Annotated in this window: 22 protein-coding genes, 1 pseudogene and 1 riboswitch; of the genes and pseudogenes, 12 read left to right on the forward strand and 11 right to left on the reverse strand. The window is 39.7% G+C overall.

What is annotated here, in order from left to right; genetic code table 11:
- Positions 1–22: 22 nt before the first annotated feature.
- From ACZ427_RS15665 to ACZ427_RS15680, 4 genes are all read right to left on the reverse strand, one after another.
- On the reverse strand, positions 23–547 hold the full coding sequence (locus tag ACZ427_RS15665; RefSeq protein ID WP_461177018.1) for a hypothetical protein: 525 nt from the start codon (positions 545–547) through the stop codon (positions 23–25).
- 677 nt (positions 548–1,224) lie between these two features.
- Complete coding sequence (locus ACZ427_RS15670) at positions 1,225–2,520, reverse strand: aminotransferase class I/II-fold pyridoxal phosphate-dependent enzyme (protein WP_461177020.1); 1,296 nt, start codon at positions 2,518–2,520, stop codon at positions 1,225–1,227.
- Between the two features lie 16 nt (positions 2,521–2,536).
- Positions 2,537–3,640 carry a histidinol-phosphate transaminase gene (hisC, locus tag ACZ427_RS15675; RefSeq protein ID WP_461177021.1) on the reverse strand — a complete coding sequence of 368 codons (1,104 nt, stop codon included), beginning with the start codon at positions 3,638–3,640 and terminating at the stop codon, positions 2,537–2,539.
- Positions 3,641–3,789: 149 nt separating this feature from the next.
- Entirely contained in the window at positions 3,790–4,086 is a 297-nt protein-coding gene (locus ACZ427_RS15680) for a DUF3219 family protein (RefSeq protein WP_461177022.1), read from the reverse strand.
- Between the two features lie 151 nt (positions 4,087–4,237).
- On the opposite strand from ACZ427_RS15680, the gene ACZ427_RS15685 reads away from it, so the two are divergent.
- The gene (locus ACZ427_RS15685) at positions 4,238–4,486 is read left to right on the forward strand and encodes a hypothetical protein (protein WP_464883456.1); all 249 of its coding nucleotides are present in this window, start codon (positions 4,238–4,240) and stop codon (positions 4,484–4,486) included.
- A gap of 82 nt (positions 4,487–4,568) precedes the next feature.
- Here ACZ427_RS15685 and ACZ427_RS15690 read toward each other — a convergent pair whose 3' ends face one another.
- A complete protein-coding gene (locus ACZ427_RS15690; RefSeq protein ID WP_461177070.1) occupies positions 4,569–5,045 on the reverse strand; it encodes an acyl-CoA thioesterase in 477 nt (158 codons plus the stop codon).
- 145 nt (positions 5,046–5,190) lie between these two features.
- A riboswitch (cobalamin riboswitch) is annotated at positions 5,191–5,378 on the reverse strand.
- A 94-nt stretch (positions 5,379–5,472) separates the two neighbouring features.
- The gene (locus tag ACZ427_RS15695) at positions 5,473–5,988 is read right to left on the reverse strand and encodes a GNAT family N-acetyltransferase (protein ID WP_461177023.1); all 516 of its coding nucleotides are present in this window, start codon (positions 5,986–5,988) and stop codon (positions 5,473–5,475) included.
- Positions 5,989–6,282: 294 nt separating this feature from the next.
- On the opposite strand from ACZ427_RS15695, the gene ACZ427_RS15700 reads away from it, so the two are divergent.
- From ACZ427_RS15700 to ACZ427_RS15715, 4 genes are all read left to right on the forward strand, one after another.
- Positions 6,283–6,756, forward strand: coding sequence for a YaiI/YqxD family protein (locus ACZ427_RS15700; RefSeq protein WP_461177024.1), 474 nt, complete (start codon positions 6,283–6,285; stop codon positions 6,754–6,756).
- Complete coding sequence (locus tag ACZ427_RS15705) at positions 6,737–7,876, forward strand: conserved virulence factor C family protein (RefSeq protein WP_461177025.1); 1,140 nt, start codon at positions 6,737–6,739, stop codon at positions 7,874–7,876. Before ACZ427_RS15700 ends, ACZ427_RS15705 begins: the two co-directional genes overlap by 20 nt.
- A 354-nt stretch (positions 7,877–8,230) precedes the next feature.
- Complete coding sequence (locus ACZ427_RS15710; protein ID WP_461177026.1) at positions 8,231–8,578, forward strand: winged helix-turn-helix transcriptional regulator; 348 nt, start codon at positions 8,231–8,233, stop codon at positions 8,576–8,578.
- Positions 8,575–9,507 (forward strand): DsbA family oxidoreductase, encoded by a 933-nt coding sequence (locus ACZ427_RS15715; protein ID WP_461177027.1) that lies wholly within the window; start codon positions 8,575–8,577, stop codon positions 9,505–9,507. The genes ACZ427_RS15710 and ACZ427_RS15715 overlap by 4 nt, the downstream gene beginning before the upstream one ends.
- Positions 9,508–9,594: 87 nt before the next feature.
- Here the strand turns inward: ACZ427_RS15715 and ACZ427_RS15720 are convergent, their stop codons facing one another.
- Complete coding sequence (locus ACZ427_RS15720) at positions 9,595–10,497, reverse strand: macrolide 2'-phosphotransferase (RefSeq protein WP_461177028.1); 903 nt, start codon at positions 10,495–10,497, stop codon at positions 9,595–9,597.
- Between the two features lie 503 nt (positions 10,498–11,000).
- Between ACZ427_RS15720 and ACZ427_RS15725 the strand changes: the two genes are divergently transcribed.
- Entirely contained in the window at positions 11,001–11,582 is a 582-nt protein-coding gene (locus tag ACZ427_RS15725) for a Uma2 family endonuclease (RefSeq protein ID WP_461177030.1), read from the forward strand.
- A gap of 99 nt (positions 11,583–11,681) precedes the next feature.
- Here the strand turns inward: ACZ427_RS15725 and ACZ427_RS15730 are convergent, their stop codons facing one another.
- A complete protein-coding gene (locus ACZ427_RS15730; protein ID WP_461177031.1) occupies positions 11,682–12,869 on the reverse strand; it encodes an amidohydrolase in 1,188 nt (395 codons plus the stop codon).
- A gap of 309 nt (positions 12,870–13,178) precedes the next feature.
- Between ACZ427_RS15730 and ACZ427_RS15735 the strand changes: the two genes are divergently transcribed.
- Positions 13,179–13,733, forward strand: coding sequence for a hypothetical protein (locus ACZ427_RS15735; protein ID WP_461177071.1), 555 nt, complete (start codon positions 13,179–13,181; stop codon positions 13,731–13,733).
- A gap of 532 nt (positions 13,734–14,265) precedes the next feature.
- Entirely contained in the window at positions 14,266–15,843 is a 1,578-nt protein-coding gene (locus tag ACZ427_RS15740) for a Vga family ABC-F type ribosomal protection protein (protein ID WP_461177032.1), read from the forward strand.
- A gap of 16 nt (positions 15,844–15,859) precedes the next feature.
- On the opposite strand, the gene ACZ427_RS15745 is transcribed toward ACZ427_RS15740, so the two are convergent.
- Together ACZ427_RS15745 and ACZ427_RS15750 are read right to left on the reverse strand one after the other, a co-directional pair.
- The gene (locus ACZ427_RS15745; protein WP_461177033.1) at positions 15,860–17,047 is read right to left on the reverse strand and encodes an amidohydrolase; all 1,188 of its coding nucleotides are present in this window, start codon (positions 17,045–17,047) and stop codon (positions 15,860–15,862) included.
- 1,005 nt (positions 17,048–18,052) lie between these two features.
- Positions 18,053–18,694, reverse strand: a complete 642-nt coding sequence (locus ACZ427_RS15750; protein WP_461177034.1) for an NAD(P)-dependent oxidoreductase — start codon at positions 18,692–18,694, stop codon at positions 18,053–18,055.
- Between the two features lie 164 nt (positions 18,695–18,858).
- Here ACZ427_RS15750 and ACZ427_RS15755 point away from each other — a divergent pair.
- The 4 genes and pseudogenes from ACZ427_RS15755 to ACZ427_RS15770 all read left to right on the forward strand — a co-directional run bounded on the left by ACZ427_RS15755 (position 18,859) and on the right by ACZ427_RS15770 (position 22,471).
- Positions 18,859–19,791, forward strand: a pseudogene (locus tag ACZ427_RS15755) (aldo/keto reductase).
- Between the two features lie 547 nt (positions 19,792–20,338).
- Positions 20,339–20,767, forward strand: coding sequence for a MarR family winged helix-turn-helix transcriptional regulator (locus ACZ427_RS15760; protein ID WP_461177035.1), 429 nt, complete (start codon positions 20,339–20,341; stop codon positions 20,765–20,767).
- A 3-nt stretch (positions 20,768–20,770) separates the two neighbouring features.
- A complete protein-coding gene (locus tag ACZ427_RS15765; RefSeq protein ID WP_461177036.1) occupies positions 20,771–21,709 on the forward strand; it encodes a ring-cleaving dioxygenase in 939 nt (312 codons plus the stop codon).
- Positions 21,710–21,868: 159 nt separating this feature from the next.
- Complete coding sequence (locus ACZ427_RS15770; RefSeq protein ID WP_461177037.1) at positions 21,869–22,471, forward strand: alpha/beta hydrolase; 603 nt, start codon at positions 21,869–21,871, stop codon at positions 22,469–22,471.
- A gap of 121 nt (positions 22,472–22,592) precedes the next feature.
- Here ACZ427_RS15770 and ACZ427_RS15775 read toward each other — a convergent pair whose 3' ends face one another.
- A complete protein-coding gene (locus ACZ427_RS15775) occupies positions 22,593–23,546 on the reverse strand; it encodes a calcium/sodium antiporter (RefSeq protein ID WP_461177038.1) in 954 nt (317 codons plus the stop codon).
- Positions 23,547–23,602 lie beyond the last annotated feature (56 nt).

Here is a 23,602-nt window from a genome sequence, read left to right on the forward strand (position 1 = left end):
AAGATACCTTTTTCCGTTCTGTTTAGAAATATGCCCTGTCTGGATCCTCCGTATTATATTGCTTATGAAAAAGAAACTGTTCAACATATGGTGAAGAAATATTGTGAAGCAAAAATGCCTCACCAAGCTCAATCATGCATCTTCTTGCTTCTTCGACTGTTCTTTTTCGATTTACAATATCATGAAACAAGTTTATTGATAACATATTCATTTCTTCCTTATCACAAATTGCGGTGACCTCTCCCTTTGTTCGGTCAGGACGGCAGCTGCCATCATAATAGGCTATCGCGTCATATGCATCTAACGGTGTTCGGTAATCAATCGTCTGTTCAAGAAAATCAGGGTGTGGCGTAGGAAAATTATGTGGAACAGCATCCCGATGAACAATCGTTCTTTTCCAGGGACCATTGTTATACCACATTAATCTACTTCCCGTGGCTTCTTCGGGCAATCCATATTTTTCAATTATCTTTATCGCACCATTTCGCTGTTGCTCAGGCCAAATGGCGATTATATTCTCTACGAATTCAGGAAATTCATTATTCATTCTGATTCCTCCCAAAATACAAATCCTTATATTTATATGGGAACGCCTATCGTTATGTGTTTAAACAGTTACCATCTATGTTCATTTGTTCTTTTACAGTGAAAATCAGATGAAGGACTTTTGCTTGTGATACGCCCAGGAATTGTACTTCATTACCTTGATGAAGGACTTTTTGCTTGTGATACGCCCTGGAATTGTCCTTCATTACCTTGATGAAGGACTTTTTGCTTCTGATATGCCCAGGAATTGTACTTCATTACCTTGATGAAGGACTTTTTGCTTGTGATACGCCCTGGAAATGTACTTCATTACCTTGATGAAGGACTTTTTGCTTGTACTACGCTCAGGAAATGTCCTTCATTACCTTGATGAAGGACTTTTGCTTGTACTACGCTCAGGAAATGTCCTTCATTACCTTGATGAAGGACTTTTTGCTTGTGCTACGCCCCGGAATTGTCCTTCATTACCTTGATGAAAGACTTTTTGCTTGTGATTCGACCAGGAAATGTCCTTCATTACCTTGATTTCATTTAATAAACATGAAAAATAGCAAGGAGTAATTTATTTTCAATTACACCCTGCTATTTTCAAATTCAATGGTAAATTCTAAAACGGATTTTTGTTTGTACTTTAAAAGAGAACGTCTTAGAGCACTTCCAAGGCTCTGTTCTTCTTTACTATTCTGTTAAGTCCTTCATTCCTTTATAAATAAGCTCGAATATTTCCTCGATATCATCTACCTCGACGCTGGAGAAAGCAATTCGTAAATCGGTAGCATTCACAGCGATGGTACCTACTCCGTAATTGTTCAGCAAATGAACACGCAGTTCTTCTGCATCAACACCTTTGAGTTCTAAACACATGAAATAGCCGGAATTAAATGGATATACTGACCAGTAATCTGCATATTTTTCCTGGGCCAGTACCTCTTTCACTTTTTTCGCCCTTTTTTCCATTACTTCAAACTTCTGCTGTTTTTCCTGCTCAAATTCAGCTGATTGCAGTGACTCTAAAATAACGGTTTGGGAAAGATGCGAACTGCTTGAGATCGTTCCTCTAACAAGCCCTTTTGTTTTTTGTTCAAATGCATCCAACACGTCAGGATTTTCCATTCCAAATGTGATAAAACCGACACGTAATCCCCAGACATAGTTCTCTTTCGTTGCTCCATCAATCTTGACAGGCAAAATTTTCGAATCCAGACCAATTAAGCGTCCGAATAACGATTCTTTTAAGGAATCTTCATAGAATAAACCAAAATAGGCATCATCCAGAAGGACTACAAGATTGATACCAGATTGAGCGGCTTCCTTTAGTACAGAAATAATTCCTTCTGCTTCCGCTTCATGAGGTGTGTAGCCTGTCGGGTTATTCGGGAAATTAAGTACGACAATGGCTTTTCCTGTTGATTTTTGCTTCATGACAGATTCTCTGAAGGAAGATACATTAAATTTCTTTTCCTCGTCAAAAAGCGCATAAGTCTCGATATTTGCACCACGACGCACTTTAAACGTCAGGTTATAGTTCCCCCAAAATTTATCTGCAACGATTACTGAATCCTCTGGTTCAACAAACATATCTGCGGCAATGCTTAGACCATGTGTCAGCGCATTTGTAACAATCGGCATGCCGAAATCCTTCCCTTGTAATGACGGGTTGTCTTCCATTAATTTTTGCTTCCAGGCTTCACGCAAACCCTGCTTTCCTTGGGGTGGCGCATATGGGTAAATATCTTCAGGTGCATATCCACCCAGATTATCCTGAATATGTTTAAAATGCATTGGCGAACCTTCTTCTGTTGCTATTCCAAGTGTCGCATTATATTTTGGTGTTGCCGCACTTTTAGCCTCTGCACTCTGACTCAGGATGCCTTTAGGATAAAATATATTTCTTCCCAGATCTGATAACATTTCATGTAAATTTTCATTTTCTTTCGTGATTTTTTCATTCAATTGTTTAGCAAGATTATTCACTGTCGTACCTCCGTTGTTATTTTTGCAAAATTGATGTTAACTCTTCGATTAGAAATTCATTCTCTTCAGCAGTCCCTATCGAAATACGTACATGCTCCGGCGTCCCCCATGAAGGCCCATATCTTACAATAACTCCTTTTGCAAGCAGTTCTTCACTCACCTTCTGGGCTTCAGGGCCAATTTTCAGAAGGATAAAATTAGCCATCGTTTCCGTGTAACTTAAACCAAGCTCTGAAAATGCCTGGTAAAGCTTTTCACGACCGGCAATATTCGCCTCCTTGGATTTTTCAACATGTTCATCGTCCGTAATAGCTGCCTTAGCCGCAACTTGAGCTAATGTATTCACATTAAATGGTTCTTTCACTTTCAGGATACTTTGAACGATATGTTCCGGTGCTGCGCCAAAGCCAACTCGCACACCTGCAAGCCCGTAAATTTTTGAAAAGGTCTGCAACACAACTACCGGATATCCTGCTTTTACATACTCAATGCCGTCTGTATAATCTTCCGCTGACGCATAATGACTGTATGCTCCATCGAACACGATTAATATATGCTTCGGCACAGCTTCAAGCAACCGTTCAAAATCGCTTTTTGACAAATATGTACCTGTCGGGTTATTTGGTGAGCAAATATAAATGAACTTTGTATGCTCCGTGACAGCAGAGAGAATATTATCCACATTAAACTGGAAACTCTCCCCCAGCTGAACAGGTACTACCTTTGCCCCCATTAAGTGTGCCCCAAAGTCATACTCACTAAAAGATGGGAAGGGTACAACGATTTCATCCTCTTCCTCGAGGAAAGCCTCCGACATTAAAGTAATTAATTCGTCTGCTCCATTTGTAACAATCAACTGTCCTGTTGACAAATTTAATTTTGCAGCGATTACGCTTTTCAAAGCACTTGTATCAGCATCCGGATAACGGTTAAGTTCTGCTAAATTATCGGTTATTGCTTGAACTCCTTTCGGGGAAGGACCTATGGGATTTTCATTTGATGCAAGCTTAACTACTTTATCCAGCTTCAAGTCTTCCTGTACTTCCCAAATTGGTTTACCCGGAGAGTATGGTTGTATTTTTTCCAATGCCAGACGCGGTTTAATTTGATTTGAAGTCATATTCATAACATCCCTTCTGTTCGTATTTAGCTGTTTGAAAATATGAAGTAGTGCCAGTTCTTAAACAGGGACCCTGGTTACACTAAACAGCAGATAATATTCCAGCTGATAAAATATCATTCCTAATAATCTACGCTTTACATTATAACCTATCCTGCCTTCTGAATTAACTCCAAATTGAAAATTCCAACATTGTTTTCCTCATATAAATTTGTAATTGAGGTAGAATAATTTTGAATGGTGGCAGAAAAATCCAGGTTTTCATCAGGAACCTTCACTGTAAAATCATTTTCATAGAGTAAAGCTGTAACAGCATGATAGTCACTGCTTGTCACTTCAAATTCAAAGCTGATCATAAGAAGCTGCCTACCATCTTTCACAACCGTTTGCTGATTAAAGTTTTTCGTATTAATTGTCCTATTATTAAGCATTACCTTCTGATTCATTACCTTCACCTCTCTATAGTGAATTTCATTTATATAATAAGATACTAGCAGTTTCAGACGTGTAACCCCAATATTTTGTTTAGGATAATGCTGCTTATATCATAAATGAAATAATGGTATCGAAACAGGGATTGACTATGAAGTTGCAACAATGCCTGCAGCAGGAATTCCGCGTACTCGAATCATTAAACAGACAGATGGACTCTTGAAAGCGCTTGTTGATTCGAAAACAAAAGAAATTTTAGGCTGTACCTTATTCTGTGCAGAGTCCAGTGAGATCATTAATACAGTCAGGTTGGCAATGGAAGCAAAGTTACCTTATACCTTTCTGCGGGATAGTATATTCACCCACCCATCCATGAGCGAATCATTGAATAATTTGTTTACGAAGATTGGCTGAGGAAAATGGTCAAGACCTCACGTTAAAAAGGGACTTGACCAATATTTCTATACTTATCAAACTGCTTTAGCTATACATGATATCAAGTTTTCTTCTTGCTATAAATAATGCGTTTCATTCGATGCTCCTTTCTGGATGGGGCTGTTGAATATAAAAGTTTTTCTTCCTCACTCTCCGGGGACACCTTAGGGACCGGAACCGGTACTCCTTTTTCATTCACCGCTACCATTGTAAGAAAAGATTCGGTAGTTAATTTCTGCTCATCTTTTATCAAATCATGCGCAGTTACTTTAACATATACTTCCATAGAACTTGTCCCCGTATATGTAACATAAGCTTCCAATGTTAATGAATCACCGACTTTCGCTGAAGACAGAAAATCCACAGAATCAATCGATGCCGTAACAACAGCACTATTTGCATGTTTCATTGCTGTTAACGCAGCGATTTCATCAATATATGCCAGTATTTTTCCGCCAAATATAGTATCCAAATGATTGGTGTCAGGTGGAAGTACCAATCGGGTTTGAACCGTTTTAGTATCCTTTATCGCTATCATGTTCACAAACAGTCTCCTCCTTAAAAAAACAAAAAACACCTCCTGAGCCGAAGATGTTAATAACTATTTTTTACAGATTCATACACTACAGCAAATTCATTTACCATATGTACGTAACGTAACACCCTCCTATCTCCCGTAGGATTAAATGCTCTTCCTTATGGCAGGTCTCCTGACTAAGATTCAACAACTCCTTACTCGCCTTCCCAATTTAAATAAACAGTGGCTACCCGAAGAAGTCTCCTCATTACAGTGGCGGGACCGTGTTGGATTTTAACCAACTTCCCTTTTCAACTTTGCCTAAGCAACGTCACCATAAAGCAAAAGTTATTCAGTTTTGTTTAGTATAACATATTTTTCCTCAAGCCCTTGAAAACCTGCGTTTATGCACATTAAAAATTAATTTGAACGAGTAAATAAAATTCACTTAATCAACACCAACGACACTACTCCTTCGCTCCAGCATAACAACATCACGCCATACCCCATTTAATCTACCAAGACGCCTCCGAACTCCCACTTCTCTAAAACCAGCATTTCTATGTAATTTTATACTTGTCACATTCTCCGGAAAAATCCCGGATTGCAGTGTCCAAAATCCGTTTGCTTCACTTGCTGTAATTAACTCGCTCAATAACCTTGTCCCTATTCCTTTACCAGCGCTTTTTGGGCTAAGATAGATGCTTAATTCTGCTACACCATAAAAAGCAGCTTTACCGTTCATTGGGAGCAATGCTGCCCAACCGATGACATTTCCCTCTTCCTTCACGACCAGTCTGCAAGTAGGTGCGTATTTTTCATTCCATTCCTCCCATGTGGGAGATTCTGTATCAAATGTGGCATTGCCTGTGTTGATACCTTCTAAATAAATTTCTCGAACCTGGTTCCAATCGGCTTTTGACATCTTCTCAATTACTATATTTTCCTTCATCCAATCACTCATCTTCCCCTAAATAATTAAAAGAAACACAATCAATTTCTTCATCATAACCGATAATGTTTTATTTGATAATAATTTTTACATAAATTATTACCAGTAAAGAAGTAATCCATCACAGCTTTCACTTCTTTGATATAAGTAAAAAAATCGAATACAATGAAATGAACGATTAAAATTTGGCTTTCACCAAGATTTTATTGCTAAAACAACCCAAACTTATGTAGTAAGAAGTTTTTATATATGCCAAAATAAGATGAGATAAAACTTGTGCTTATGGCGAATGTTGGAGGAAAATGTATGAAGATTTATGTGGATGCAGACGCATCTCCAGTTAAAAATATCGTTGTTTCAATCGGACAACAAGCAGATATCAGTGTTGTGCTCGTAAAAAGCTTCGCCCATTTCTCTCATGATAAGGAACCGAACGGAGTAGAAACGATTTACGTCGATACAGGGGCAGAAGCTGCCGATTACAAGATTATGCAACTTGCCAAAAAGGGCGACATAATTATCACACAAGATTATGGCCTGGCATCGCTGGGACTGGCAAAAGGCTGTACTGTTCTGCATCACAAAGGTTTTGCCTACACCAACCAAAATATTGAAGCACTTTTGCAATCCCGCTACGCCAGCGCCATGGCGAGAAAAAGCGGAAAACGGACAAAAGGCCCCAAGGCTTTTACACAAGCGGAAAAAAACAAATTTGAAGAACTTCTTATCGATACAATTAGGAATTATGAGGAGGATATAAATGAAAATAGTTTCAATTGAACCGACACCGAGCCCACACTCTATGAAAATAAATCTCGACGAGCAGTTACCGGACGGAGAAACAAGAAATTATAAGCTTGGAGATGATTTGGATAAAGCACCGGAATACATCAACAATCTATTTCAAATCGACGGAGTGAAAGGTCTTTATCATGTAATTGATTTTATTGCATTAGAACGCCATCCCAAGCATGCATGGGAGGAAATCTTACCAGGTGTCCGTGAAGTATTGGGATCTGCTGAAGAAAAGCCGGAAGAATTAGGCGAAAAACAAGCTTCACATGATGATACTTATGGAGAAATAAAGGTTTTTATCCAAATGTTCCGCAATATCCCGATGCAGGTAAAGCTTGAGGACGGAGACGAAGAAAGAAGGTTCGGCCTTCCTGAGCGGTTTACAAATGCAGCAATGGAGGCATCCGCAGCTTCTGACAATATGCTGATGGAAAGGAAATGGGTAGAACAAAGCCCCCGGTACGGAGATATGGAAGAAACCGGTCAAGATGTCGTTGAAGAAATAACGGCCAGCTACAATGATGAACGGGTACAGGAATTAGTGAAGGCTGCCATTTCTGGGGAAGGTGCTGAAACCTCTTCCCAAAGAAGTGAAAAGGTGACACTTGACATGCTGGATAACCCTAGCTGGAAAGAGCGTTATGCGGCATTGGACCGAATCATCGAACCTACCTTCGATGATCTGCCAGTTTTAAATAAAGCACTAGATGATAAAAAAGCATCCATCCGTCGTCTTGCAACCGCATTTCTCGGAATGATCGAAGAACCGGAAGTGCTCCCTTATTTATATAAAGCATTACAAGATAAGGCAGTTAACGTAAGGAGAACTGCCGGTGATTGCATATCCGACCTTGGCTTTAAAGAAGCAATGCCGGAAATGATCAAAACATTATCAGATTCCAGCAGACTTGTGCGGTGGAGAGCTGCCATGTTTCTCTATGAAATTGGTGATGAAACAGCAATCCCCGTATTACAGGAAGCACTGAATGAACCGGAATTTGAAGTTCGCATGCAGATTAAAATGGCGCTCGCCCGCATTGAAGGTGGAGAAAAAGCCAAAGGATCCATCTGGCATCAAATGACACAGGCAGCAAAACAAAAATAAGCTGTTTTGCGGTTGCGGCCGGGGATTGGGTTGCGGGGTTCAAGCCCCAAGATTCGGCGTTTGGAGATCGAGGTCCGGCGTTCACGGGCTCTTGTCCTGCGATCGGGCGTTCAGGTGCTTTTGTCCTGCCCTCGGAACTCAAAGTCCTGCGCTCAAGGCCCGAAGTTCAGCGCTCGAACCCCATATAACCTTGAGCTCAGATCCTTTTGTTCGCCTTGCGTAACCTGGATTCCAACCATAGTTAAACTAGCGCAGTATATAAATGCTGCGTTGTTTTAGACTTTTTAAATATATTTTTTATACTTGATATATTTTTTATACTTAGTATAATGAAATCATACGGGAGGTAATTTCATGAATATTTGTCCCTATATTGAGTCTTCTTTTGAAATATTAGCCAGAAAATGGAATGGTCAGATTATACACTATTTATCACTTTGCAATAATGGATGCGCACATTTTTCTGAAATGAAGCGCGATTTCAACCGAATTACTGCACGGGCACTTTCATTAAAATTGTCTGAACTCAAAGAATATGGGTTAATTGATAAAAAAGTGGAGGCAGGATCTCCTGTAACAATTTCGTATGAGTTGACAGAAAAAGGACGTTCCCTGGCAGATGCATTAAAGCCTATTCAGGAATGGGCGCAACAGAATCTGGATGTTAACATAACTACAAACAATGAGGAGAGAATAAAATGAAAACAAGAAACAATATGGTCTGTGACCCGGAAACTGGAGTTTGTGGAGTTGGTGAAGAGGAAACCATGCAAACGATCGATTTTAATCAACCTAAGAAAACCATTGACCTTTATTATGTGACGGACCCGATCTGTTCTCACTGCTGGGCACTGGAACCGGTGCTCCGCCGCTTTGTCGCGCAGTATGGACAATATTTCAATTTTAAAACAGTGATGGGCGGACTATTAGAGAAATGGGGAGATGGTGTTGTCGATGCAGCAAATGGAATCGGTGGTCCTTCCGACGTTGCTGGACACTGGAGAGAAGTTGGCGAGCATTCACGCATGCCCATTGACGGTTCATTATGGTATGTGGACCCAGTCCAATCATCATTTCCGCCATCCAGGGTTTTTAAAGTAGTACAAAAGCATAGTGATAAACTGGCTAACGTATATTTGCGTAAAGCTAGAGAAGCAGTCTTTGCATTTAATAAAAACATTGGAGACGAAAAGGTATTGACTGAAATCGTAAATGAGCTAGGTCTTGATGGAGAGACGATTGTGAAAGAAGCCAATCTTTCAAGTGGCCAGGATTTATTAAATCAGGATTTCACTCTCGCAGGACAGCTTGGTGCAAGGGGATTCCCGACAATTATTATGGTTAATGAAGAAAACAAAGGTGTAAAAATTGTCGGTGCACGTTCACTTGCAGATTATGCCAACGCACTGCAGCAGGTCATTACCAACGATGTAACAATACAACCAAAGGAACAGCCTCAACTTGCGGCACTTATGGAGAAGGACGATCTGTTATTTTCAAAGGAGCTTGAAGTGATGTATGACCTGCAAGAAAATGAAGTCGATGCATTTATTCAAGAAAAACTTCCTGCTGAAAAATACAACCGTAAAGAAATCCTTGGTGAAACGTATATCGAAAAAGAGGCAAGATAAATGCAATGAAGCGTAGGAAGTTTTACATTTTCCATTCCCAAATCCAGAAGCGCCCACTCCTTAACAGAACGGACGCTTCTGTTTTCATTAATTATTTACACCCAGCGTCTGCTTCGCCATTTTTTCAAAATCCTTCAAACCGGATTTCATCGCGAATTCAGCAACACCTACAGGAGTGGCAGCTTGCAGTTCAACAATATGTTCAAACATGGACGGCCATACATACCCTCCAGCTTTTTCATAGCTTTTAATCAACGCTTTCAAAGCGTCTTCGCCAAATGCCATTAAATGTCCTACAAAGTCATTGGCTGGATCATCGACTCGGGCTTCGGTCCAGTCAATGAGTCCTGTTACGCGGGAATTTTCATCAATTAATAGGTGACCAGGGTGAAGGTCACCGTGGATAAGTGCTGTCTGATTTGGCCAAAGAGAATCATTATCCAGCCATTTCTGCCAGCGTGCCCACAATTCTTCACTTACACCAAATCTTTCCTTTACTTTATCCATTCTCAGTTGCATCGATCTCCTGATTTGCCCATGCTTTTGCACATCAAGGCCAGTTTGCCGCGCTTCTTCATGATTAACTTGATGCAGTGCAGCGATGGCTCTTCCCAAGGTCTCATGAAAAATGACCGGAATATTCTTTTCATCTATTTCCCATACATATGCTTGTTTTTCGGAATCAACTGTTCCAGCCGGAATACCTTTCAATAGTTTGTAGGCAATCAATTCCTCTGTAAAAATTGCCCAGTTTGGTGCTTCGATAGGAATTCTCGGTCCCACCAAATCCAGAATCTCTTTCTCCTTTTTAGCAGTTGGCACTACATCCTCACGCCTTGGAATTCGTAGTACCCACTTTTCATCCTGCCTGTCACTTACGAATGCCACTTGAAAATCCAGCCCTGATTCATTAAATTCAAACGCATCTTCCTGTATCTCCAGTCCGTGTTTCTTCGCTATTTCCAGTACTTCTTTATCCGTTAATGCCATTATTTACACTTCCTTTATGATTCGTTATGCGCTGAACATATTGTCCATATTTTTCACAGTTGAATCCTTGCACGCTACGATAAGTTTCGTTCCTTCTGCTTCGTATTCTATCTGTTGTCCAATCCTTTGCAACATTTCATTTGTAAGCCCACGCTGCCTTCGTGATTATCTTTTTTAATTACTAGTTTACCCATTCCCTTATTTAAGAACTCTTACACTGCATTCATCATCGTTAATTTCCCCGCATTGGTGTATCAAACCAGCGACACAACAGGAATATCATTTTACACGCTTCTTTCTTTACGTCTTGCGCTGGTTTCTCCATTTGCCCCCGTTCCAATGTAGTGCGTCTGATTCACGCAATCCAGATTGCGGGTGGTTGACTTTTTGTCGCAACCGAATAAAATTAACAAAATTCTGTCTTTCATTCACTTTCCTGCTTGCACAGGAGGGTGATACTTGCTATGATTTACTAAAGCATGTTGTGTGAAGGAGGGTGCACAATGACGCATTTAGATAAAAATAAAACCTATACATTAGAGGAATTTCTCCTTTACGTAAAGGAAGAACGAGCAGAATTATATGAAGGTATCCCTGTCCTTATGTCTCCAGCATCCTACGAACATGAAGGTGTTATCGCAAATTTGATCAGAGAAATTGGAAGTGCTCTAAAAGGAAATACATGCCAGCTATTTGGCAGTAATCTCCAGGTTGTCTTCCCTTTTAAAGACGAAAAGAAAGGAAAAGACGATGTTATTGTTCTACCGGACATTTCCATTGTTTGTGATAAAACCAAATTGCGTAACAATCGCTGTTACGGGGCTCCTGATTTGGTTGTAGAGGTGTTATCCCTCAGTACAGCCCGGAATGACCGACTGCTTAAACGAAACTATTACGAAAAAGCCGGTGTGAAGGAATATATAATTATCGATTATCAAAACAGACACATGGAAAAATATGTGTTAAATAAAGATTCATATACCTTGGAAAACGTTTATGACCAAGAAGAAAACCAAACCTTCCATTCAACAAACTTCCCTGATGTTACTTTTTCAATAGAGGATATATTTTCATTTTTAGATTAAAGCAAAGAACCATCAAACACAAATTTGTATAGTGGTTCTTTATCTATTCGATAACTTGGCCGTCACCAAGCCTTTTTGGTGACGGCCAAAGCCCACACTTTAATCCATCTCGTAATAACTGCACACCACTTGGGCGACTGCCTTTGCTGCAACCAGCAGGGAATCTTCATCAATATCAAATTTAGGATGATGATTAAAGTACGCTTCTTCCACCCCTTTTGGTTTGCAGCCAATGAAAAAGAAAGAGCTTGGAACTTTTTCAGCATAATATGCGAAATCCTCAGAACCGGAGAATTTCGGAAATTCAGCCACTTGTTTTACATCCGGGGCATTCATCCCTTCAAGACTTAATCGGACCCTTTCTGTCATTTCCGGATCATTATATAACGGCGGATAATCAGCTGTATATGTAAGTTCACACGTCACACCAAATTCCGATTCAATCCCCTTTGTAATACGGTGCATTTCCTCCTCAATCATTTCCTGTGTTTCCGCTGTCATATAACGAACATCGCCTTCAATTTCAATTCGATCCTTGATTACATTAAAACTTCCTTTTCCATCAAAGGAGCCGATAGTAACCACACCCATTTCAAATGGATTCAAACGGCGGCTGACAATCGTTTGTACTGCTGTAACAAAGTGTGATCCAGCAATAATTGCATCGTTTGCCATATGCGGGGATGATCCATGTCCACCCTTCCCCTGAATCGCCAATTTAAAATAGGATCTGCCTGCCATGGTATAACCACCTCTATATCCGACTGTTCCTGCGGGATTTGTTGGAAACAGGTGAACGCCAAAAATATTATCCACATCATCCAAAAGCCCCGACTCTACAATACTCTTCGCACCACCCGGTGGTGTTTCCTCCGCATGCTGATGAATAATTTTGATCGTGCCTGCAAGCGATGACTTCAATTGAATGAGACAGTCGGCAAGTACCAGCAGGTATGCTGTATGCCCGTCGTGGCCGCATGCATGCATTACCCCAGCATTCTTTGATTGAAAGGGTACATCCGTTTCTTCGGTAATTGGTAAAGCATCGAAATCCGCCCGTAAGCCAATTGTTTTTCCCGGATTTTCCCCTTTGATGGTGACAACAATTCCATATCCATTCCCCACATTTCTCTGGATTTGTACATCCTTATCTTTGTAGAATTCAGCAATGTAGTTTGCTGTTTTTTCTTCTTTGAAAGAAAGCTCCGGATTCTCATGCAAATAACGGCGAATTTCAATCATTTCTTCGGTTCGATCTTCCAGCATTTTCATTAATTGATCGCGCATGTTTTCTCCTCCTTGGTAACATTTAGCTATAGTTATATTCTATCGGAGTGCATAACAGTCAGCAAATGAATGTACCGGTAAGGGTTTCCCCATCAATTTAATAAAACGGACGATCTATTTTCACAAGCATCCGGAAAAGTAAACGCTGTTATACGCCTTCAGACCTATCATTAAATATTACTCAGGCTGCTTATTCCGATTACAAAAACCCTTTAATATAATAGAAGAACAACAACCGAGATGCCAAATTTCAGACTTTCATAGGAGGAAGGTTTTCATGATCAACATGCAAGGAGATTTGATTTTATGATGGAAGAAAAAAAGATATATATCCTTTTGACAGACACAGGGACACTATTTACCAGGATGATCAAACTATATACAAAAAAGCCATACAATCATGCATCCATTTCCTGTGATTCCAATTTATCGACAGTTTACAGTTTCGGGAGAAAAAAACCCCGTAATCCATTTATCGGAGGATTTGTCAGGGAAAATACGAAAACAGGGCTATTCAAACACGCCAGAGGTGCCATCTATTGTTGTACAGTGAATGAAGAGCAGATTCAAAAAATCAACAACTATTTACAAAAATTAGATGAACACAAAGATCTTTATCGATATAACTTCATCGGTTTGTTTGGCGTTATGCTGAATAAACCGGTTAAAAGAGAAAATGCATTCTTTTGTTCTCAATTTGTTGCTACTGTATTGAAGGAATGTGACATTATTACCTTTCAAAAACCATTATCACTGGTAACACCACATGATTTACAGGAGGCGGAAAAATTTCAATTCGTGTATCAGGGTAAGCTGGCTGATTATGATATGGAGGAAAAGCATGCAATCATGACAAATCCTTGAATTAATGTGGTTCCAATTGAAATATGATTCATGGCTTTATATTCTTTTACTTATAATACATTGTAATGAAAAAAGCGAACGTAACATGATACATCAGGAAAATATTGATAAACTTTCGTGATTTTTATAATTCTACTGTCTATAGACATACACCATTATTTCATTTATAATAACGTTAACTAAAAACGTAAAGGGTGAACCAAGAGAACATGAAGTACTAATCCTATTTTTTCCGAAAACATTCAAGTGAAGGCATAACCGATAGACAGAATTATTCTGTTCTTTTCGTATGCCATCAGCTGTATTTTTCAGAATAGGATTGGATTTACATGTTTGGATTGGACAACAAATAGAGTGATCTCTTTTTGCTGTACACCTGTGCCTCCTATTCTGAAAAAAGATAGGAGGCATTTTTGGCAGTTAAGAAAGCATAGAACTATCTTACTGCATAAGTGCAACTAAGGCCTTTCGCAACAAGAGCCTACGAAAAGCCAAGTTTTCTAATCTCCCAAAATAGATTGGAGATGATTGGATGATTTTATTAGAAGCCAATAACTTAAAAATGTACATTAAAGATCGCCTGTTAGTCGATGCAGAGAAACTACGTATTCAAGCGAAAGACCGGATTGGTTTAGTCGGTGCCAATGGGAGCGGAAAAACAACATTATTGGAGGTACTGGCAGGAAAATCGCTGCCAAGTGAAGGGATCATAGATTCACAGGCAACACGTGAACTACTCCCACAATTGAAAAATACAAACACGACAAAGAGTGGCGGAGAAGTCACACAAGATTATATCAACCGCGCTCTCGCAAAAAAAGCAGATATACTGCTTGCAGATGAACCCACAACAAATCTTGATACAAAACATATGGAAAAACTCGAGAAACAGCTGACAAGCTGGCAGGGTGCTATCGTTATTGTTTCACATGACAGGGCTTTTCTTGATTCGATTTGTAAAGTGATATGGGAACTGGATGATGGAACAATAAAAGAATATAAGGGAAATTATTCTGAATATGTCACACAAAAAGAATTAGAAATTAGGCAGCAGGAAAACGCCTACGATCAATATATCAAAAAGAAAAAACAACTGGAAAATGCGCTGGAAATGAAAGAACAAAAGGCACAAAGAGCAACGAAAAAGCCAAAAAATGTCAGCGCTTCAGAAGCAAAGATAACAGGCGCAAAACCTTATTTCGCCAAAAAACAAAAGAAGATGCAAAAATCCGCTAAGGCGATAGAGACCCGGATGGAGAAGCTGGAGAAAGTAGAAAAGATAAAGGAAATCACTCCAATTAAGATGAATCTGCCAAATGAAGAAACTTTCAAGGGCAGGATTAATGTACGTGCAGAACATTTATCTGGTTCAATCAATGGCCGAATCCTTTGGAACCAGGCAAGCTTTCATATACGGGGCGAAGACAAGTTGGCCATCATTGGAAATAATGGCAGCGGGAAAACGACACTGATGAAGAAAATAATGAATGAAACAGAGGGCATCAGCCTTTCCCCTGGTATAAAGATAGGCTATTTCAGTCAAAATTTAGATGTACTGGATACCGATAAATCTATTCTGGAAAATGTAAGTTCTACCTCAAACCAGGATGAAACCCTGGTTCGGACCGTCCTGGCCAGACTCCACTTTTACCGGGAGGATGTCTACAAAAAAGTGGACGTTCTTAGCGGTGGGGAGCGGGTTAAAGTAGCCTTCGCAAAATTATTTGTCAGTGATATTAACACCCTGTTATTGGATGAACCAACCAATTTCCTTGATATTGAAGCAGTCGAAGCATTGGAAGAACTGCTCATGAACTATGAAGGAACAGTATTACTCGTTTCTCATGACCGGCGCTTCATCCAAAACATTGCTTCACGTATTCTGGCAATTGAAAATCAGGAAATTCAAGTGTTTGAAGGAACCTATGAAGCATACAAAAATGATATACCACAGGTAGAAGCTGATCCTTCCGAACAGGAATTAATGGTAATAGAAAATCGAATAAGCGAAATTCTAGGCAAGCTCAGTCTCGAACCGTCTGAAGTATTGGAAAGGGAATTCCAACAACTATTAAAAAGAAAAAATAACCTCAATAACGGCAGAAATTAATCTGCCGTTTTCTATTTTAATTCAAATCATAGTAACTACAAACAACCTGTCCGACTGATTTTGCTGCAACTAAGAGGGCATCTTCATCAATCTCAAATTTCGGATGATGGTTGAAATATGGTTCTTTTACCCCTTTTGGTGTACAGGCAATGTAGAAAAAACACGCCGGAATTTTTTCAGCATAATATGCAAAGTCTTCAGATGGTGCGAGTCTTGGAAATTCCTTCACTTCTTTAATATCCTTATCGTTCATGCTTTTCAAACTTTGTGCCACCATCTCTGTAACTTCAGGATCGTTATATAACGGTGGATAATCAGCAGTGTATGTGAGTTCACACGCCACATCAAACTCCACTTCAATCCCTTTTACTATCCGTTTAAATTCTTTGTCAATTACCTTCTGAACTTCCTCATCCGAATAACGGATATCTCCTTCCAGCTCGATACGATCTTTAATTACATTGAAAGTTCCTTTCCCATCAAAGGAGCCGACCGTAACGACACCAGATTGCATCGGATTTATTCTGCGGCTGACGATGGTTTGAATTCCTGTCACAAAATGAGCGCCTGCCACAATCGCATCATTGGCCTTGTGAGGAGAAGAACCGTGCCCACCTTTTCCTTGAATGGTCAATTTAAAATATGTTCTTCCGTTAAATGAATAACCACTATGATACCCCACAACACCGGCCGGGCCTAATGGGAGTACAAGAACGCCGAATATATTATCCAGGTCATCCAGTACGCCTGATTCCATCATACTTTTTGCTCCGCCGGGAGGTACCTCTTCTGCATGCTGGTGAATAATTTTTATGGTACCATGCAGCTCATTCTTTAATTGGATAAGACAATCCGCCAGAACGAGCAGGTATGCTGTATGAGCATCATGTCCGCACGCATGCATGACTCCTTCATTTTTGGATTTGAACGGGGCGTCGGCTTCTTCGGTAATTGGAAGTGCATCAAAATCTGCCCGAAGTCCGATCGTTTTCCCCAATTGCCCGCCTTTAATCGTTATTATTATTCCATAGCCATTTCCTATATTTCTTTCTATTTCCACATCTTTGCCTTCATAAAAATCAGCGATGTAGTTGGCAGTTTTTTCTTCTTCAAAAGAAAGCTCAGGGTTTTCATGTAAGTAACGGCGGATTTCAATCATTTCATTTTCACGTGATTCCAGCATTTTCAGTAATTCACTTCGCATCATTACTGACTCCTTTTACATATGTTATACATTTTCTGTAAAGTCACACATCATTATGGAGGGTTGTACATTGCTGTGATAAGCTGTAATTTCCTCTATTCGAATTATCCCCGTTTTGCTATCATTTAACCACACGAAAGGCATAGCGAAAGCAAAAAACTCACAGTGGCGTTCTTGCCACAGGTTTTCTAATTAATTGAGACCACAGTTACTCACCCCATCGAAAAGACTTGGGACTGCGATTACTCATCCCATCAAAAAGACTTGGGACTGCGATTACTCGCCCCACCGAAAAGATTTGGGATTGCGATTACTCATCCCATCAAAAAAACTTGTTGCTTTTGGCATAAAAGATATAAAAGACGAAGTAACTTTATCGTGGTTTTGCTTCTTCCATTTCTTTTGAACCCGAGTGCTATCACAATCGCTTTGGCAGAATACTTCGCTTTCCATGGGCGGCTTCAGCCTCGTGCTATTCCCACAGTTTACGTATTCTGCCTACGCTTGGAATGGTGTTCTGATTATAGAAAGGATAAAGTTCATGAACTCTATGTTTCATGGACATTTTCTCCCTGAAAAAGAAAGCTATTCTAAGCTGCTTAAAAAATGCGAGACTCCTTGAAAATACAAACCAATTTTCTTCGTGCGGTGTTGATTCATGAAGATAATTCAGGTCCAACGGGAAAAGGAACAGTCTGAAGACCCCGCAGCGGTGGTCTTCCGCGAGGAGGCTGAAGCGTTCCCCGTGGAAAGCGAGTATTTTTTAAGCAGCGCTATATTAGCACCTATTTTGTAAGGGATGAGAGGAAATCACTGTTAAATTACGTCGTCTTTTATATCAACTGTGACGTTAAAAAGCAACAAAATTTACCAAAAGGGCATTCTGGTTAAATTAGCTGTTTAGATTATAGATGTTGACAGCATACTCTTAGCCGCCATGTTGGTTTCTTATATCGCAAAAAAGGATATCTCAAAAGTTCAGCTTTCAAGATACCCTTTTTTTATTTATTCCGCTTCTGATACAACCGTAAACCTTTCATTTATATGCAGTGGTTTCTCTATCTCATCTACCACCACAATTGCGTAATCTGCATAACTTATATAGCTATCGCCTTTTGCATTCACGATAAGATTGTCTTTTCCTTTTTGATAGGATCCTGTTCGCTTCCCTTGTGGATCAAAGACTGCCGCCGGGCTGATAAATGTCCATTTGATGCCACTTGACTGCTGCAAGTCTTCTAGATTTTTCCCCTGGTTGGATGCTGTAGGATAAGCATTGTTCGGAAAATCCGCGGTGTCCTTCAGCACTGTCGTTTTCTCTTCATCGACATATAAACTTCCTGCCCCGCCGACAACCAGTAATCTCGTCTCAGGTAAGTGTGTCATAAGATCAATCAGCACTCTTCCAACATCTACGTGCAAATGCTCTTTCCCTGGTGAGGACCCAAAAGCATTCACGACCACATCAAAAGATTTCAGATCATCTACCTTCAAATTAAATACGTCTTTCTCAATAACAGCAATGTCTGTTTCCTGTAATTTAGAAGCATCACGTACAATTGCGGTTACTTCATTTCCTCTATCTATAGCCTCTTTCATGATAAGACTACCTGCTTTTCCGGTTGCTCCAATGATACCTACTTTCATGCTAGATCCCTCCATTTTCTCTTTGTTATACTAGTTTCCGTCATTGCCAAATTTAAAACACCTTAAGTGCTCTTGTTTGCATAGTAAATCAGCTCCTTATACAATTAAACCAATAAAAATAATTAGAAATTTACTTTTTTGGCTACTATAGGAGGAATCAAATAATGGCAACGAAAGTACAGCTTGGCAAGACAGACTTATATGTAAATCCAATTGGCCTCGGTACAAATGCGGTAGGTGGACATAACCTTTATCCAGATTTAGACGAGGAATTGGGAAAAAAAGTCGTACGAACTGCAATTGATTCTGGAATGAACTTTATCGATACAGCATTTAGCTACGGCAATGGACGTTCTGAAGAATTAGTTGGAGAAGCAATCAAATAAACAGGTAAACGAGATGAAGTTATCCTTGCTACAAAAGGTGCGCAAAGGTTTGAAGGTGAAGAAACAGTCATTGATAACTCACCAGCCTTCTTAAAACAAACAGTAGAAGATAGTTTAAAACGACTGCAAACAGATTATATCGATTTATTCTATATTCATTTTCCGGATCAAAATACACCGAAATACGAAGCGGTCGGGGCATTGAAAGAGTTGAAAGATGAAGGTAAAATCAGAGCAATCGGAACATCCAACCTTTCCATGGATCAGTTAAAAGAAGCAAACCAGGATAGCTATGTCGATGTTTTCCAGGGCCATTACAACCAGTTAAACCGTGATGCTGAGAAGGATTTTCTGCCATACGCTGCAGAAAATGATATTTCATTTGTTCCATTCTTTCCTTTTGCAGCAGGGCTTTTAGCTGGTAAATATACAAAAGATACGAAGTTCAACGACTTCCGCTCTAAAATGCCTCATCTCCAGGGCGAAGCTTTTGAGAAAAACCTGGAAAAAGTAGAACAATTAAGGGAAATCGCAGACGCCAAACAAGTGGAAGTACCCCATGTCGTTCTTGCCTGGTACTTGACACGCGCATCCATTGATACTGTCATCCCTGGGGCGAAGAAACCGGAACAGGTGCTTAATAATTTAAAGACACTGGAAGTTGGATTAACCAAAGAAGAAATTCAAGGAATAGAACGGATTTTTTCCTAATATCAAAAAACTGCTCATTCCTGAGCAGTTTTTTGTAACCAACTGACTACTATTTTACTACAGTAGTCTCTTTTTCTGTGCAGCTGGCAGCTTCTGATGCCCAATAAATATTTCTTAACATTCCTCTACAAGATCTGTGTCCTCTTTCCCTATGACGGTATTAGTTAACAATTGGGGAATCTAATCTTCCAAATACAATAATTGAATATTAAACGTATGCCTTATACCTCTTGCAAATGATACCTGAGAAGCAACTAGTCTTCCCCAGCCAGCAATTTGTCCTTTCCACCCAAAGAAATATCAAAAAGGTCTATTCTTGCTTTTTGAATATTGTTGTGCAAATTCTATACTTCCTTAATATCATATCCAGTTCTTACATATCTTTAGCAAATATAAACATATTAACGGTATATCCCCCTGTATTTCACTTCTATTGCTATTCAAACGCCGGGGATTGACATCTCTTTTAAAATAATATATTATGAATTCAATATAGTTTTTTTCAGTTTAATTAGATTAAATATTTATTACGTTGGAGGTAACAAAAGTGAGTGAAAATTTATCTCTAAAAACATTTGTTGTATTAATGAAATCATCAAAAGCAGTGATGGAACAAGTAAAAAAAGATATAAGCAGTTATGATATGAAAACATCTGAATTCACCATTTTAGAAGCTTTATACCATAAAGGGGAGCTGACCGTGAAACAGATTTCTGAAGCAGTGCTCATCAATACCGGCTCCATCACCTATGTCATTGATAAGCTGGAATCTAAAGGCCTACTGGAACGCCGCCCTTGCACAGATGACCGTCGTGTTGTCTTTATTCATATCACGGATCGCGGAAACGAGCTAATGGATGAAATTTTTCCAAAGCATCAAAAAGTCATTGAGAATCTATTTTCAGATATAACTGATGATGAAAAGGCAACGATTATTGACTCCTTAAAAAGGGTTGGGCAAAAAGGGGAAATGTAAAAAATGAAAAAAACAGCAGGTATACACCATATAACAGCTATTGTAGGCCACCCACAGGAGAATATTGATTTTTATGCAAGTGTGTTAGGACTCAGACTGGTTAAAAAAACAATTAATTTTGATGACCCTGGTACGTATCACCTCTATTTCGGCAATGAAGGTGGCACACCAGGTACGATTATCACCTTTTTCCCCTGGGCAAATGCTCGTCAGGGGAAAATTGGCGATGGCCAGGTAGGGGTGACATCTTATGTCATTCCAACTGGATCTCTAGCGTTTTGGGAAAAGAGGTTGGAGAAATTTAATATTACATTTGATAAATCCACGCGCTTTGGAGAGACATCATTAAGATTTTCTGATCCGCATGGGCTTCAGCTGGAACTTGTGGAAAGAGATGATGGCGAACAAAACACCTGGGACTTCGGGAACATTACTCCTAATGTAGCAATTAAAGGCTTTGGAGGAGCAACATTGCTGTCAGCTCAACCAAATAAGACAACCCAATTGCTTCAGAATGTAATGGGATTGGAAAGAGTCGGGGAAGAAAGTGGGTTGATTCGTTTCAAATCCTACGGCGATATCGGTAATATCATCGACGTAAAATCCGTTCCAGATACGAGAGGGCAAATGGGCGTCGGTATTGTACATCATATTGCATGGCGGGCAAAAGATGATGAAGACCAATTAGATTGGAAAAAATATCTTGGGGAAAATGGCTATGGCGTTACACCCGTTCGTGACAGAAACTATTTTAATGCCATTTACTTCAGAGAACACGGGGAAATTCTGTTTGAAATCGCTACAGATCCCCCGGGATTTGCACATGATGAGCCCCATGGAACAATGGGACAGGCATTGAAACTTCCGGAACAGTATGAAATGTACCGTGACCAGCTCAACCAGACATTAATCCCAATCCAAATAAGAGACCTGGATAATTAGAAAGAAGTTTTACTTTGCTTTCCTTGAATCCAAATAATCATACAGAAAGAGAATGATAAACTGTTAACAGGAAGTATTGTACGCAGGGGTTCAATGGAAAGACCGAAGTAACCCCACCTTGGCCTTGTATGAGGCAAGACAATAGAAAGGAGAAATACAATGAAACATATTTTTCAAAAAGGAAATGACCAGGTAAAACCAACTATTCTTTTACTCCACGGAACTGGAGGAACGGAACAGGATCTTCTTCCACTGGCAGAGCAGATTGATGCAGATGCAAATGTGCTGAGCGTTCGAGGAAATGTTTCTGAAAATGGTATGCCACGATTTTTCAAACGTCTAGCGGAAGGTGTATTTGATGAGGAAGACCTTATGTTCCGCACGAAAGAATTAAATGAGTTTCTTGATGAAGCAGCACAAAAATATGAATTCGACCGTCATAACATTGTTGCGATCGGATACTCAAACGGCGCTAATATTGCAGCAAACCTGCTATTCCATTATCAGGCTGCCTTAGCAGGAGCGATTTTGCACCATCCAATGGTTCCCAAAAGAGGTGTTGATTTACCGGATCTATCAGGCAAAAATGTATTCATTGGTGCTGGTACAAATGATCCGATCTGCCCGGCTCAGGAATCTGAGGAGCTAAAGTCCTTGTTGGAAAACGCTGGCGCCCGAGTTGAGATTCATTGGGAAAACAGCGGGCACCAGTTAACGATGGGTGAAGTTTCAGCAGCTGGAAAATGGTATCAAACAGTATAATATGATTGAAAACCGTTCTGTCTCTTTTAAAGACAGGACGTTTTTTTGCCTGGAAGCTAAGAAAATATACACTTTCTCACTGAATAAAGTGCGGGGATTGGCGAATATCCAGCTTTTCTCATTAATTTCGAATAATAATATAAACAAGATAAATGACATAAATCGCAGCAAGGATGATTCCCTCCGTTTTGCCGATTTTAAAGTTCGTTCTTGAGAAAACAAGCAATATTACGGTAAGTATAATCATAATCATTACATCCATGAAAACTTTACCATTAACCGCCAGTGGAGAAATAACAGCCGAGGCACCAAGTACAAATAATATGTTAAAAATATTACTTCCTACAATGTTACCGAGTGCAATTTCACTTTCTTTTTTCAATGCTGCAGAAATGGATGTTACAAGCTCAGGAAGGGATGTTCCTATCGCAATAATTGTTAAACCAACAAGTGTCTCACTCATTCCCAGTGAATAGGCTATCTCTGTACCATTATCCACAACCAAATCACCGCCAAACACAATTGCAGCAAGTCCAAGCAATGTGAAAACGATGCTTTTCCCCCATTTTATGTCCTCAGAAACTGCCTCATCCGCCGTATCCCTCCGACTTTTCAAGCCAATCTCAATGACGTAATACATAAAAATAGACAGAAACAGTAAAAAGATTAACCCATCACTGCGTGTTAATAAATTACTACCCAATCCTTGTAATATAATATCACTCATAAGAACAAACAATACTCCACTTGCCAATAAAGTAAAAGGAATTTCCTTTCTAACGGTTTCCCCTTCTACTTTTAAGGGATAAAGAAAAGCAGCAACCCCTACTACAAGTGTCAGATTAAAGATATTACTCCCTACCACGTTACCCAATGAAACATCTGCACTTCCTTCCAGTGCTGCAATAATACTGACTGTCGCCTCAGGGGAACTTGTTCCAAAAGCTACAATCGTCAAGCCGATTAAAATAGGCGGTATACGAAGCAGCCTTGCAATATTGGAGGAACCATCCACAAAAAGATCCGCTCCTTTAATGAGCAATGCAAAACCAGCAATTAATAAAATATAAGTCATTGATGCTCTTCCTTTATAACAGTATTTTTCTAGTAGTTTTTCCTATTCATTTCCTA

The sequence above is a fragment of the Virgibacillus ainsalahensis genome, from assembly GCF_055380755.1.

Excerpts from the sequence above, each read along its gene's own strand:
- ACZ427_RS15665 (WP_461177018.1), bottom strand. The coding sequence starts at position 547 with ATGAATAATGAATTTCCTGAATTCGTAGAGAATATAATCGCCATTTGG.
- hisC (WP_461177021.1), bottom strand. The coding sequence starts at position 3,640 with ATGACTTCAAATCAAATTAAACCGCGTCTGGCATTGGAAAAAATACAA.
- ACZ427_RS15680 (WP_461177022.1), bottom strand. The coding sequence starts at position 4,086 with ATGAATCAGAAGGTAATGCTTAATAATAGGACAATTAATACGAAAAAC.
- ACZ427_RS15685 (WP_464883456.1), top strand. The coding sequence starts at position 4,238 with ATGCCTGCAGCAGGAATTCCGCGTACTCGAATCATTAAACAGACAGAT.
- ACZ427_RS15690 (WP_461177070.1), bottom strand. The coding sequence starts at position 5,045 with ATGATAGCGATAAAGGATACTAAAACGGTTCAAACCCGATTGGTACTT.
- ACZ427_RS15695 (WP_461177023.1), bottom strand. The coding sequence starts at position 5,988 with ATGAGTGATTGGATGAAGGAAAATATAGTAATTGAGAAGATGTCAAAA.
- ACZ427_RS15700 (WP_461177024.1), top strand. The coding sequence starts at position 6,283 with ATGAAGATTTATGTGGATGCAGACGCATCTCCAGTTAAAAATATCGTT.
- ACZ427_RS15705 (WP_461177025.1), top strand. The coding sequence starts at position 6,737 with ATGAAAATAGTTTCAATTGAACCGACACCGAGCCCACACTCTATGAAA.
- ACZ427_RS15710 (WP_461177026.1), top strand. The coding sequence starts at position 8,231 with ATGAATATTTGTCCCTATATTGAGTCTTCTTTTGAAATATTAGCCAGA.
- ACZ427_RS15715 (WP_461177027.1), top strand. The coding sequence starts at position 8,575 with ATGAAAACAAGAAACAATATGGTCTGTGACCCGGAAACTGGAGTTTGT.
- ACZ427_RS15720 (WP_461177028.1), bottom strand. The coding sequence starts at position 10,497 with ATGGCATTAACGGATAAAGAAGTACTGGAAATAGCGAAGAAACACGGA.
- ACZ427_RS15725 (WP_461177030.1), top strand. The coding sequence starts at position 11,001 with ATGACGCATTTAGATAAAAATAAAACCTATACATTAGAGGAATTTCTC.
- ACZ427_RS15730 (WP_461177031.1), bottom strand. The coding sequence starts at position 12,869 with ATGCGCGATCAATTAATGAAAATGCTGGAAGATCGAACCGAAGAAATG.
- ACZ427_RS15735 (WP_461177071.1), top strand. The coding sequence starts at position 13,179 with ATGGAAGAAAAAAAGATATATATCCTTTTGACAGACACAGGGACACTA.
- ACZ427_RS15740 (WP_461177032.1), top strand. The coding sequence starts at position 14,266 with ATGATTTTATTAGAAGCCAATAACTTAAAAATGTACATTAAAGATCGC.
- ACZ427_RS15745 (WP_461177033.1), bottom strand. The coding sequence starts at position 17,047 with ATGCGAAGTGAATTACTGAAAATGCTGGAATCACGTGAAAATGAAATG.
- ACZ427_RS15750 (WP_461177034.1), bottom strand. The coding sequence starts at position 18,694 with ATGAAAGTAGGTATCATTGGAGCAACCGGAAAAGCAGGTAGTCTTATC.
- ACZ427_RS15765 (WP_461177036.1), top strand. The coding sequence starts at position 20,771 with ATGAAAAAAACAGCAGGTATACACCATATAACAGCTATTGTAGGCCAC.
- ACZ427_RS15770 (WP_461177037.1), top strand. The coding sequence starts at position 21,869 with ATGAAACATATTTTTCAAAAAGGAAATGACCAGGTAAAACCAACTATT.
- ACZ427_RS15775 (WP_461177038.1), bottom strand. The coding sequence starts at position 23,546 with ATGACTTATATTTTATTAATTGCTGGTTTTGCATTGCTCATTAAAGGA.